This is a genomic window from Streptomyces sp. NPDC001231 (genome assembly GCF_042896885.1).
Classification (GTDB): domain Bacteria; phylum Actinomycetota; class Actinomycetes; order Streptomycetales; family Streptomycetaceae; genus Streptomyces.
The window spans coordinates 47,119-59,176 of the sequence record NZ_JBIAXS010000021.1 but is presented as its reverse complement, the minus strand read 5'-3'; the positions used below and the strand labels follow the sequence as shown (position 1 = coordinate 59,176).

Below are 12,058 nucleotides of genomic sequence, written 5' to 3'. Positions count from 1 at the left end.
GGCGCGGCTGGTCGTCGGCGGCGCACCTTGCACCGGTGCAGCCGGTTGTCAGTGGCGCGCCCCCACACGGGTGCGGTGGTCGACAACGGCGTACCCGGCACGGCGGCTGGTGGTCAGGGCGCACCCGGTTCAGATGCGGCCTGTCTTCAGCGGTGCGCTCCGCACGGGTGTGGCCGGTCTCCAGCGGCGCCCCCCGCACAGGCGCGGCTGGTCGTCAGCGCACAGCCCCTGCACCTCGTGCGGCTGGCGGTGACGGCGCGCTCCGTACGGGTGCAGCGGGTTCTCAGCGGTGCGCCTCGTACGGGTGCGGTCAGGCGTCGGCGCCGCTCGCCGCGCAGGAGCGGTCGTCGGCGGCGTACCCCGCACTCGTGCGGCCGGTGGTCAGCGGCGTGCCCCGTACAGGACAGGTGCCGTGGGTTCTCCGCGGCGCGTCCCGCGCGGGCGGGCGGTCGTCCGTGGTGGGTCAGCCACGTACGCCGCACAGGTGCAGGAGGGCCGCCACCGCGCGGTAGGGGTCCGTCCGGCCGGCTCGTTCCTCGGCTGCCAGGAGCGTTTCCAGCGTCTCGGTGTCGGCCGGTGGCTCCGCGTCGTCGGCCGCCGTGTCCGTGAAGACGCGCACTCCGTACCAGGTCCGCAGCGGCGCCCCGATCCCCGCGAGCGTCGCCGTCAGGTGTGCGAGCCGGTCCGCCCGCACGTCCAGCCCCAGCCGGTTGCGGTACGCCGTCGTGTCGAACGCGGCCAACGTCGTCGGCCACTCGCCGGACAGTCCCGGGCGCAGCGCCAGCGCGTCGCCGTTGCGCACCAGCAGCGACAGCAGACCGCCCGGCGCGAGCATCCGCGCCAGCCCCGCGAGCAGCGGGTCCGGCTCCTCGACGTACATCAGCACCCCGTGGCACAGCACCACGTCGAAGCTGCCCGGCAGGAAGTGCACGCCGGTGTCCTGGCCGTCGCCCTCGACGATCCGCATCCGGGCCCGGATGCCCTCCGGCTCGGCGGCCAGCGCGGCACGGGCCACGGAGATCATCGTCTGGTCCCGTTCGAGCCCGGTGACCTGGTGCCCGGCCCGGGCCAGCCGCAGCGCCTGCGTGCCCTGGCCCATCCCCACGTCGAGCACCCGAAGCCGCTGCCCGACCGGGAATCGCCCGGCTATCTGCTCGTCGAGCTGCCGGGCCACCAGTTCCTGTCGTACGACGTCACGCAGCCCACCCAGTTTGTTCAGCCAGGCGTCCGCGGCACCCTCGGAGAAAGCGGTCGCGCTCAGGGCCGCTCCCCGCGCTTGACCTGCGGCTTGGGCAGCCGGAGCCGGCGCATCTGGAGGGAGCGCATCAGGGCGTAGGCGACCGCGCCCCGCTTGCTCTGGTCCGGGAAGCGCTCGTTCAGGCGCTTCTTCAGCCGGAAGCCGCTGGCCGCCGAGTCCAGCACGATCAGGACGATCACCACGAGCCACAGCAGCAGCGCGACGTTCTGCAGCGCCGGCACCCGGATCATGCTCAGCACCAGGATGACCACGGCCATCGGCAGGAAGAACTCCGCGATGTTGAACCGCGAGTCGACGAAGTCCCGCGCGAACCGGCGGACCGGGCCCTTGTCGCGGGCCGGCAGATAGCGCTCGTCGCCGCTCGCCAGCGCCTGGCGCTGCCGCTCCAACTGGACTCGGCGCTCCTCGCGCTGCCGCTTCGCGGCATCCTTGCGCGTCATCGACGTGTTGGCGACGCTGCGGCGCTGGGAGCGCGCCTCACTCCGCTTGGGCGTGGGGCGGCCCTTGGGGGCCTGCGGGTCGCGGGTCTGCTTGGAGACGCTCACCGGTGCCTTGTCGGCGACCGGGGTCTTCTCATCCTTGGCACGGCTACGGAACACAAAACCCAAGGGTACGGGCTTGACCCGCATGGACCCCAGTCCCGCGGGGAACGATCCGGCAACACCGATCGTCTGTAGGGGGACAGAGGGGGCGTCGTGACCGTCGTCGCCCGGTGGTCAGGGGGGCACCTCCTCCCTGCGCCGGAGCGGCAGTGGACACAGTCGTCCTCGGGGATGACCGTATCCGCTCCCGAACAGTGCGGTAATGGTCGCAGGGCCCGTACTGTGGGTTCTGTCGCAGAGCTGTGAGCTGGAGTCCGTCAGAAGGGGGCGCGCGAAGCCCATGAGCGGTGTCATGAAGCGTATGGGGATGATCTTCCGCGCGAAGGCGAACAAGGCCCTTGACCGGGCCGAGGACCCGCGCGAGACCCTCGATTACTCGTACCAGAAGCAGTTGGAGCTGCTGCAGAAGGTGCGGCGCGGTGTCGCGGACGTGGCGACCAGCCGCAAGCGTCTGGAGCTCCAGTTGAACCAGCTCCAGCAGCAGTCCGGAAAGCTGGAGGACCAGGGCCGCAAGGCGCTCGCGCTGGGCCGCGAGGACCTGGCCCGCGAGGCGCTCTCCCGCCGTGCCGCGCTCCAGCAACAGGTGACGGACCTTCAGACGCAGCACGCGACGCTCCAGGGCGAGGAGGAGAAGCTCACCCTGGCGGCCCAGCGCCTGCAGGCCAAGGTCGACGCCTTCCGTACGAAGAAGGAGACCATCAAGGCGACCTACACGGCGGCCCAGGCGCAGACCCGGATCGGCGAGGCGTTCTCCGGCATCTCCGAGGAGATGGGCGACGTCGGCCTGGCCATCCAGCGGGCCGAGGACAAGACCGCGCAGCTCCAGGCCCGGGCCGGCGCGATCGACGAGCTGCTGGCCTCCGGCGCCCTGGACGACCCCTCCGGGCTGGCCAAGGACGACATCCAGACCGAGCTGGACCGGCTCTCCGGTGGTACGGATGTAGAGCTGGAGCTTCAGCGCATGAAGGCGGAGCTGGCCGGCGGTTCGTCCGCGGACCGGCAGGCGATCGAAGGCGGCACGGGCGAGGGCCGGCCCCAGCAGCAGCCGCAGGACACCCCCCGCTTCGACAAGCAGTGAGCCGCGTCGAGGCACGCCATGTCACCGACAGCCGGGGCCACGCCGAGGAGGGCGACATGATCGTACGGATCATGGGAGAGGGGCAGGTGAGGCTGGCCGACGGCCACCTCGCCGACCTGAACAAGCTGGACGACGAACTCCTGGCCGAGATGGAGAAGGGCGACGGTCCCGGCTTCCGTCGCACCCTCGCGGCCCTGCTGTCCAGGGTCCGCGAACTGGGCGAGCCCGTGCCGGACGACTCCCTGGAGCCGTCCGACCTGATCCTCCCCGCCGCGGACGCCACCCTGGAGGAGGTCCGGGACCTGCTGAGCGACGACGGACTCATCCCCGGTTGAGACCCGGTTGAGGCCCCAGTGATGTCCGAGTGCGGCCCGGTGCGGCCCCGTGAGGTTCTGTGAGGCCCCGTCCCCGTGAGGCCCCGTGAGGAACGACAGCCTGTCCGGGGAGCTGGCAGCCCCCGGACAGGAGCCGTCCCAGGGCCCGCACCGGCGTCGGACGCCGGCGTCCCCCCACGGCGCGCGACCCCGTACCGTAGTCAGGCGTGACCACCCTCGACCGCGCCCGATGCCGGCTGAAGGCGCACCCGCTCGCACTGGACGCGGCCCTCGCGGCCGGCGTCCTCGTGTGCATGGTGGTCGGCTCCTTCGTGGGCCCACGCGGCGACCACGTCGTCAGCTGGGGGGTACGCCGGCCCGAGCTGCTCAGCCTGGTCCTCATGGTCCTCGGCGCCGCCGCCCTCGTCTTCCGCCGCCGCGCCCCCCGCACCGTCCTCGCCGTCACCGGCACCATGTCCGTCATCGAGTTCGTCACCGGGGACCCCCGCGCCCCCGTCGCCATGTCCGCCGTGGTCGCCCTCTTCACCGTCGCGGCCGCCACCGACCGCCTCACCACCCTGCGCCTGGGCCTGACCGCCATGACCGTGCTGACCGGCGCCGCCATGCTCGCCGGGCCGATGCCCTGGTACGCGCAGGAGAACCTGGCGATCTTCGCCTGGACCGGCATGGCCGCCGCCGGCGGTGACGCCGTCCGCAGCCGCCGCGCCTTCGTGCACGCCATCAGGGAACGCGCCGAGCGCGCCGAGCGCACCCGTGATGAGGAGGCCCGCCGCCGCGTCGCCGAGGAGCGCCTGCGCATCGCCCGCGACCTGCACGACGTCGTCGCCCACCACATCGCCCTGGTCAACGTGCAGGCCGGGGTGGCCGCCCACGTCATGGACAAGCGGCCCGACCAGGCCAAGGAGGCCCTCGGCCACGTCCGGGAGGCCAGCCGCTCCGCGCTCGACGAACTGAGGGCCACCGTGGGCCTGCTCCGGCAGTCCGGAGACCCGGAGGCCCCCACGGAGCCGGCCCCCGGCCTGGACCGCCTCGACGACCTCGCCGGCACCTTCCGCAGCGCCGGACTGCACGTCGAGGTCGCCCGCGCCGACCACGGCACCACCCTGCCGGCCGCCGTGGACCTGGCCGCGTTCCGGGTCATCCAGGAGGCCCTCACCAATGTGCAGAAGCACGCGGGCACTCGGGCGAAGGCCGAGGTCAGCGTCGTACGCGTCGGACCGCACATCGAGATCACGGTCCTGGACGACGGGGCCGGCGGGGCCGTAGGACCGCAGGCGGGCGGCGGACACGGGCTGCTGGGCATGCGCGAGCGGGTCACCGCCCTGGCCGGCGCCCTCACCACCGGCCCCCGCTACGGCGGCGGCTTCCGCGTCCATGCGATCCTGCCGGTCGAGACCCGTACGCGTGCCCCGGGGGACCCCGCATGACGATCCGTGTCCTGCTCGCCGACGACCAGGCGCTGCTGCGCAGTGCCTTCCGGGTGCTCGTCGACTCCGAGCCCGACATGGAGGTGGTGGGGGAGGCGTCCGACGGCGCGGAGGCGGTACGGCTCGCCAAGGAGCAGCGGGCCGACGTGGTGCTGATGGACATCCGCATGCCCGGCACCGACGGCCTCGCGGCCACCCGCATGATCAGCGCCGACCCCTCCCTCGCCCAGGTGCACGTGGTCATACTCACCACCTTCGAGGTGGACGACTACGTGGTGCGGTCGCTGCGCGCGGGCGCCAGCGGCTTCCTCGGCAAGGGCAGCGAACCCGAGGAACTGCTGAGCGCCATCCGGGTCGCGGCGCAGGGCGAGGCGCTGCTGTCCCCGGTGGCCACCAAGGGGCTGATCGCCCGCTTCCTCGCGCAGGGCGACGCGGCGGACGACGGCCGCGACCGGGCCCGGCCCACCCGGCTGGACGCGCTGACCGTGCGGGAGCGCGAGGTGCTCGTCCAGGTCGCCGGCGGATACTCCAACGACGAGATCGCCGAGCGCCTGGAGGTCAGCCCGCTGACCGTGAAGACCCATGTCAACCGGGCCATGGCCAAGCTGGGCGCCCGCGACCGGGCACAGCTCGTCGTCATCGCCTACGAGTCCGGACTGGTGCGTCCCGGGCCGCAGTGAGCGGCCCGTACGGCCGCACCCGGCCGGTACATCCATGGGCGGAGCGCGGTGCACACGCGCGTACTGCGCAGGGAGTAGGAGCCGCGGGCGGAAATGGACCAGGGGACTACGGATCGCCGTCCGCGCATGCCCGAAGGTGTAGGGGTGGCGCCCCCTGCGCGCCCGTGCCGCCCGCCGCTCACAGAATAGAGACCCTGACCCATGTCCTGGCTGTCCAGATTCAGCCTCGCGCAACGGGCCCAGATCGGGCTGATGTCGATCATCGCACTCGTCTTCGGGGCGATCGCGATACCCCAGCTCAAGCAGCAGCTGCTGCCCAGCATCGAGCTTCCCGTGGTGTCCGTGCTGGCGCCCTACCAGGGCGCGTCCCCGGACGTCGTGGAGAAGCAGGTCGTCGAGCCGCTCGAGAACAGCCTCAAGGCCGTCGACGGCATCACCGGCGTCACCTCCACGGCCAGCGAGGGCAACGCCGTGATCATGGCGTCCTTCGACTACGGCAACAACACCAAGCAGCTCGTCGCCGACGTCCAGCAGGCCGTCAACCGGGCCCGCGCCCAGCTCCCGGGCGACGTAGTTGAAGCCGGGCACCAGCCTGGCGACGACGGACGCCGCGGCCCGGAAGGTCGAGCGTGAGCTCGCGCGGGTGGACGGGGTCAAGGACTACCAGGTGACGATCGGCTCCTCCGGCTTCATGGCGGCCTTCGGCGGCGGTACGGACACCAACCAGGCCTCCTACCAGGTGATGATCGAGGACTCCGCGTCCGCCGACGACGTGCGCACCCGCATCGAGGACCGCCTGCACAAGCTGTCCGGCATCGGCACCACCACGATCGCGGCCGGCAGCGGCTTCGGCGACCAGGACCTGAAGGTGGTCGTCAAGGCGGGCGACTCCGACGCGCTGCGCCGGGCCTCCGAGCAGGTCCGCACGGCGGTCGCCGGGCTGCACGACGTCACCGACGTCACCAGCGACCTGTCGCAGAGCGTGCCGCGCATCTCGGTGCGGGCCAACTCCAAGGCGGCGGCGGCCGGCTTCACCGACCAGAGCCTCGGCATGGCCGTCGCCCAGGCGGTCAAGGGCACCAACGCGGCCAAGGCGATGCTGGACGACACCGAGCGCAACGTCGTCATCCGGTCGGCCAAGCCGGCGACGACCCTGGACGAGCTGAAGAACCTGCGGCTCGGCCCGGTGAAGCTCGGTGACATCGCGACCGTCAAGCTGGTCGACGGGCCGGTGTCGATGACCCGGATCGACGGTCAGCGCGCCGCCACGATCACGGCCAAGCCGACCGGTGACAACACCGGCGCGGTCAGCACGGACCTCCAGTCCCAAGATCAGCTCGCTGAAGCTGCCCGCGGGCGCGACGGCCGAGATCGGGGGCGTCACCTCCGACCAGAACGACGCCTTCAAGAACCTGGGCCTGGCCATGCTGGCGGCGATCGCGATCGTCTTCATGCTGCTGGTCGCGACCTTCCGCTCGCTGGCCCAGCCGCTGATCCTGCTGGTCTCCATCCCGTTCGCGGCCACCGGCGCGCTCGGGCTGCTGATCGCCACGGGCACGCCGATGGGCGTCCCCGCGATGATCGGCATGCTGATGCTGATCGGCATCGTGGTGACCAACGCGATCGTGCTGATCGACCTCGTCAACCAGTACCGCGAACGCGGGTACGGGATCGTCGAGGCCGTGGTGGAAGGCGGCCGTCACCGGCTGCGCCCCATCCTCATGACGGCCCTGGCCACGATCTTCGCCCTGCTCCCGATGGCCCTGGGCGTCACCGGCGAGGGTGGTTTCATCGCCCAGCCGCTGGCCGTGGTCGTGATCGGCGGCCTGATCACCTCCACCCTGCTGACGCTGCTGCTGGTCCCGACGCTCTACGCCATGCTGGAGCTCCGCAAGGAGCGCCGTGCGAAGAAGCGCGAGGCGAAGCGGGCGGCACGCGAGGAGAAGGTACTGGAACCCGCCGGCGTGTGAGCACACCGTGTGAGCACACCGTGTGAGCAAACGCGGAAGGCCCGGTCCACGCTCGTGGACCGGGCCGTTCCCCTACGTACCGCCCTGTGCGGGCCGGAGCCGCTACGGCAGTGCCAGCATGCGCTCCAGGGCGAGCTTTGCGTGGCCTTCCGTCTCCTTGTCCACCTGGATGCGGTTGACCAGGTTGCCCTCGGCCAGGGACTCCAGGGCCCAGACCAGGTGGGGCAGGTCGATGCGGTTCATCGTGGAGCAGAAGCAGACCGTCTTGTCGAGGAAGACGATCTCCTTGTCCTCGGAGGCGTAACGGTTCGCCAGCCGGCGCACCAGGTTCAGCTCCGTGCCGATGGCCCACTTGGAGCCGGCCGGCGCGGCGTCGAGCTTGTTGATGATGTACTCGGTCGACCCGACGTAGTCCGCCGCGGCCACGACCTCGTGCCGGCACTCGGGGTGCACCAGCACGTTCACCTCGGGGATCCGCTCCCGGACGTCGTTCACCGAGTCCAGGCTGAAGCGGCCGTGCACCGAGCAGTGGCCACGCCACAGGATCATCTTCGCCGCCCGCAGCTCCTCGGCGGTCAGTCCGCCGTTCGGCTTGTGCGGGTTGTAGACGACGCAGTCGTCCAGCGACATGCCCATGTCCCGTACGGCCGTGTTCCGGCCCAGGTGCTGGTCGGGCAGGAACAGGATCTTCTCGCCCTGCTGGAAGGCCCACTCCAGCGCCCGCTTGGCGTTCGACGACGTACAGATGGTGCCGCCGTGCTTGCCCGTGAAGGCCTTGATGTCGGCGGAGGAGTTCATGTACGACACCGGGACGACCTGGTCGGCGATCCCGGCCTCGGTGAGCACGTCCCAGCACTCGGCGACCTGCTCGGCCGTGGCCATGTCGGCCATGGAGCAGCCGGCCGCCAGGTCCGGCAGGACGACCTTCTGCTCGTCGGAGGTCAGGATGTCCGCGGACTCGGCCATGAAGTGCACACCGCAGAACACGATGTACTCGGCCTCCGGGCGCGCGGCCGCCTCCCGGGCCAGCTTGAAGGAGTCGCCCGTGACGTCGGCGAACTGGATGACCTCGTCGCGCTGGTAGTGGTGGCCGAGCACGAAGACCTTGCTGCCGAGCTTCTCCTTGGCCGCGCGGGCTCGCGCCACCAGGTCCGGGTCGGACGGGGCGGGCAGGTCACCGGGGCACTCGACGCCGCGCTCGCTCTTCGGGTCGGCCTCGCGGCCGAGGAGCAGGAGGGCGAGCGGGGTCGGCTGGACGTCGAGGTCCTGGGTCTGGGCGGTGGTCACGACACGCACCCTTTCTACTTTTCGTCGAACTGACACTATCTATCATAGCTGCTTCACGTCACTTTGACGATCGCCATAGTGTCCATGTGACGTGAATCCCGGCATCCGGGCCGCCCGCACCCCGGCCCCCGTCCACAGGCCGCTGTCCGCTTTCCCACCCGTGTGCGAGCATGAAGTGGACGAGGCTGGAGAAGAGAAAAAGCACGCGCCCGGCCCGGAATGATTCCGCGGCCTTGCCGGTTGCACTCGTCGGCAAGCAGTCTCCGTACAACCCGGGAGAGATGTAGATGTCCGTATCGGACGAGACCACCACCGTCACCGACGGCATCATCCTGACCGACGCCGCCGCGTCCAAGGTCAAGGCCCTGCTCGACCAGGAAGGCCGTGACGATCTCGCCCTGCGCGTCGCTGTCCAGCCCGGCGGCTGCTCCGGCCTGCGCTACCAGCTCTTCTTCGACGAGCGTTCCCTCGACGGCGACGTGGAGAAGGACTTCGGCGGGGTCAAGGTCGTCACCGACCGCATGAGCGCCCCCTACCTGGGCGGCGCCACCATCGACTTCGTGGACACGATCGAGAAGCAGGGCTTCACGATCGACAACCCGAACGCGACCGGTTCCTGCGCCTGCGGCGACTCCTTCAGCTGATCCGGGCACGGTAGGACACAGAAGGCGGCGGCCCCTTCCACGGGTCCGCCGCCTTCGTGCTTCCTGTTCTTCCTGTGTTCTGCCCGTGCCCGCAGGTCCGCGCGGGCGTCAGCGGGCGAGCGAGGGCGACTCCGGCAGCCGAGCCCCCGGCCGCTCCAGGGGGATCTCCTGCCCGTCCGTGCCGACGACCTTCCGGTCGCCGAGCGGCCGGTCCAGGTGCACGGTGCGGTGGTACACCTTGGCGATCAGGATGCAGACCGTGTCCGGCTGCGCGGTCTCGGTCACCGTGACCGTCACCCGCCCGGAGCTCTCCCGCGCCGACGCCCGGTAGTCGGCGCACACCCCGCCCTCGAAGCGGACGGTCAGCTCCTCGCCCTCGGCGCTGTAGCCGGTCACCTTCACGTCACGCGCGACCGGGGCGCCGCCCGAGCCCCTCGGCTCCGGACGCGACTGCCCGGACGACGGCGCCGACGAGGTCAGGTACTCGGGGGCGACGGCCGGATACGTCACCGTGGTGCGGGCGCCCTGCCCGGCCGGCGTCTTCACCTCGAACAGCCAGGACGGGACGAGCATCCGCTGCCCCTCGGAGGAGTGCGCGGCCAGACCGAAGACCGCCTTGCCGATCGTGACGGCGTTCTCCGGGGCGGGGACCTCCGTGGCGGTGGCGGAGCCCGACGTTCCGCACGGCGCCTCCAGACGGTCCTTGTGCGGTACGGGACTGGCGCAGCCGCCGATGCCCATGCGGTGGTCGGCCCGCGGGGCGGTGTTCATCAGGTCCAGCGTCCTGCGCGCGCTCAGCACGGGGTAGGTGTCGCCCTTCACCGGCGCCTTCAGCTGACCGCTGCCGCCGATCACCTCGCCCTGCCGTCCGATGCTCAGGCCGGTCGTCCAGCCGTACGTGGGCAGCCCGCCGACCAGCGGATCGGCGTTGACGACCCGCTGGTCGCCCATGATCTGGGCCGCGTCCACCTTGGCGTCGTCCTGCCCCAGGGCCTTGAGCACCGGGGCCGCCGCCTTCAGCGCCGCCGCCGCGCTCACCGGGTGGACGGGCGGGGCCGCCGGGTCGTGCCCGCACAGCGCGCCCTTGCAGTCGTCGGTGCCCGGCGCGTACCGGCTGAACGTCCAGGACCCCGGAGCGGTCCGCTCGACGCGCAGGACCGGCCCGGAACCGTCCTTCCCGGACCCGACCCGCCACGCCTGGGCGTCGGCCACGGGTGTCCCGTCGACGCCGAGTGCCTCGGCGAGCTTGGCCACCTCGTCCCGGGTGACCTCGCCCCGCGCCCGGTACACCGGCGCGGAGCCGGGCCCCTCGGGCAGTGGCCCGGTGACCCGGTAGGTCGTGCCGTAGGGGTTGGGTTCACCGGGCGCGATTCCGTTCGTACCGCCGTCACCGGCTCCGGCGCCCGGGGCGGAGTACCCGTCGAGGACCAGCGGCCGCGGGGTCCCGTGCCCGCCGGGCACCGCCGCCCGGTCCGTACGCCCCCCGGGATCCGCGGCGAGCACGACCCCGCCGCCACCCACCAGCAACACGGCGGCGGCAACGGAGGCGATCACCACCGGCGACCCTCCCCGGGCCCGCCTCCCGCCGGGCCGGCCGCCATGGTCCGCGGCTCCCGTGACATCCGGCACCTCAGGGACTCGCGCAGGCTTCGGGGCCTCGGGGATCTGCGGAATCTCCGGGACCTCGGCCCCCTCAGGGACCTGCGGGGGCTTGTGGGACTCCGGGACTTGCGGCGCCTTGTCCCAGCCGGCCGACCCCTCCGACCCATCCGGGGCTTCCACGGCAACCGGGACCTGCGGGGTCTCTGGGGCAGCCGGGACCTGCGGGGTCTCCGAGACCCTCGCGTCATCCGGGCCGTGGCCCTCCTCCTTCGTGCCCTTCGGCACCTGCGTGACCGTACCCCCGGCCTCGCTCGCCGGCTCGGACCCGGCCTCGGTCCCGACCTCAGCCTCGGCTCCGGCTCCGGCCCCGGGCCCCGCCCCGACCTCGGCCCCGGAACTGACGTCGGCCCCGCGTCCGGCCTCGGCCTCGGACCGGGCCCCGGCCTCCGCCTCGGGCTGTGACTGGGCTTTGGGTCCGGACCCGGACCTGGCTGCGGGCTCGGCTCCGCGTCCGGCCCCGGCCCCGGGTCCGGAGTAGCCCTCGGGCTCGGCCCCGCGTCCGGCCCCGGCCCCGGGTCCGGAGTGGCCCTCGGGCTCGGACCTGAGCCGGGCCTCGGACCCGGTCCCGGCCTTGGACATGGACTCGGCGTCGGGCCCGGACCGGACCTCGGGCTTGGGCTCGGACTGGGCCCCGGACCCCGACCGGGCCTGGGCTTCCGGCCCCGAAGCCTCCGGCTTCGGGGTCTTCCCCCGGCCCAGGACTTCCTCGGCGGTGCCCGTGGACTCGTCGTCGTGGTCGGGTCGCTCGGTGTTCACCGCATCGCTCCTTCGGCTGCGCAAGTGCCGTTCCCATGACCCTGACCGGACCCTGACAAAGAGGCGGGCCGGTGGGTCGTATCCCGTATCCCCCGGGAGGGGGACAGCGATGGGACGCGACGGGGGAGCGCGCGGTTCCCTTCCGTACGCCGATCGGGTTCCGGTTTCCACGCCGGTCGGGTCCCGATCCGTACACCGGTCGGGTCCCGATCCGTACACCGGTCGGGTCCCGGGCCGTACGCCGACCGGGTCCCGGACGGTGGAACGGCGGCCCGGCGGGGTCCGGGGGGTTGGACGGCGGCCCGGTCGTCCCGGAGGTCGGACGGTGACCCGGCGGGGTCGCGGAGGTTGGACGGCGG

The 12,058-nt window shown here is 72.2% G+C and carries 9 protein-coding genes and 1 pseudogene; 6 read left to right on the top strand and 4 right to left on the bottom strand.

Annotated features, from left to right (window positions below):
* Positions 1 to 463: 463 nt before the first annotated feature.
* Both ACFY3J_RS24710 and ACFY3J_RS24705 read right to left on the bottom strand, forming a co-directional pair.
* Complete coding sequence (locus tag ACFY3J_RS24710) at positions 464 to 1,174, bottom strand: class I SAM-dependent methyltransferase (protein WP_384180095.1); 711 nt, start codon at positions 1,172 to 1,174, stop codon at positions 464 to 466.
* A gap of 83 nt (positions 1,175 to 1,257) precedes the next feature.
* Positions 1,258 to 1,857, bottom strand: coding sequence for a DUF3043 domain-containing protein (locus ACFY3J_RS24705; protein ID WP_390841761.1), 600 nt, complete (start codon positions 1,855 to 1,857; stop codon positions 1,258 to 1,260).
* A gap of 283 nt (positions 1,858 to 2,140) precedes the next feature.
* On the opposite strand from ACFY3J_RS24705, the gene ACFY3J_RS24700 reads away from it, so the two are divergent.
* The 5 genes and pseudogenes from ACFY3J_RS24700 to ACFY3J_RS24680 all read left to right on the top strand — a co-directional run bounded on the left by ACFY3J_RS24700 (position 2,141) and on the right by ACFY3J_RS24680 (position 7,350).
* On the top strand, positions 2,141 to 2,938 hold the full coding sequence (locus ACFY3J_RS24700) for a PspA/IM30 family protein (RefSeq protein ID WP_172632992.1): 798 nt from the start codon (positions 2,141 to 2,143) through the stop codon (positions 2,936 to 2,938).
* A 56-nt stretch (positions 2,939 to 2,994) separates the two neighbouring features.
* Entirely contained in the window at positions 2,995 to 3,273 is a 279-nt protein-coding gene (locus tag ACFY3J_RS24695; protein ID WP_141361586.1) for a hypothetical protein, read from the top strand.
* Between the two features lie 206 nt (positions 3,274 to 3,479).
* Positions 3,480 to 4,700: a sensor histidine kinase gene (locus ACFY3J_RS24690; protein WP_390841760.1), complete on the top strand. Its 1,221-nt coding sequence runs from the start codon at positions 3,480 to 3,482 to the stop codon at positions 4,698 to 4,700.
* The gene (locus ACFY3J_RS24685; RefSeq protein ID WP_384180102.1) at positions 4,697 to 5,380 is read left to right on the top strand and encodes a response regulator; all 684 of its coding nucleotides are present in this window, start codon (positions 4,697 to 4,699) and stop codon (positions 5,378 to 5,380) included. Before ACFY3J_RS24690 ends, ACFY3J_RS24685 begins: the two co-directional genes overlap by 4 nt.
* A gap of 201 nt (positions 5,381 to 5,581) precedes the next feature.
* A pseudogene (locus ACFY3J_RS24680) lies at positions 5,582 to 7,350 on the top strand (efflux RND transporter permease subunit).
* Positions 7,351 to 7,452: 102 nt separating this feature from the next.
* On the opposite strand, the gene nadA reads toward ACFY3J_RS24680, so the two are convergent.
* Positions 7,453 to 8,646 (bottom strand): quinolinate synthase NadA, encoded by a 1,194-nt coding sequence (nadA, locus tag ACFY3J_RS24675; RefSeq protein ID WP_384180104.1) that lies wholly within the window; start codon positions 8,644 to 8,646, stop codon positions 7,453 to 7,455.
* Between the two features lie 278 nt (positions 8,647 to 8,924).
* Here nadA and ACFY3J_RS24670 point away from each other — a divergent pair, with 278 nt between their 5' ends.
* Positions 8,925 to 9,281 carry an iron-sulfur cluster assembly accessory protein gene (locus tag ACFY3J_RS24670; protein WP_006135694.1) on the top strand — a complete coding sequence of 119 codons (357 nt, stop codon included), beginning with the start codon at positions 8,925 to 8,927 and terminating at the stop codon, positions 9,279 to 9,281.
* A 108-nt stretch (positions 9,282 to 9,389) separates the two neighbouring features.
* Here the strand turns inward: ACFY3J_RS24670 and ACFY3J_RS24665 are convergent, their stop codons facing one another.
* The gene (locus tag ACFY3J_RS24665) at positions 9,390 to 11,699 is read right to left on the bottom strand and encodes a hypothetical protein (RefSeq protein WP_390841759.1); all 2,310 of its coding nucleotides are present in this window, start codon (positions 11,697 to 11,699) and stop codon (positions 9,390 to 9,392) included.
* Positions 11,700 to 12,058 lie beyond the last annotated feature (359 nt).

Excerpts from the sequence above, each read along its gene's own strand:
- ACFY3J_RS24695 (WP_141361586.1), top strand. The coding sequence starts at position 2,995 with ATGATCGTACGGATCATGGGAGAGGGGCAGGTGAGGCTGGCCGACGGC.
- ACFY3J_RS24670 (WP_006135694.1), top strand. The coding sequence starts at position 8,925 with ATGTCCGTATCGGACGAGACCACCACCGTCACCGACGGCATCATCCTG.
- ACFY3J_RS24700 (WP_172632992.1), top strand. The coding sequence starts at position 2,141 with ATGAGCGGTGTCATGAAGCGTATGGGGATGATCTTCCGCGCGAAGGCG.
- ACFY3J_RS24685 (WP_384180102.1), top strand. The coding sequence starts at position 4,697 with ATGACGATCCGTGTCCTGCTCGCCGACGACCAGGCGCTGCTGCGCAGT.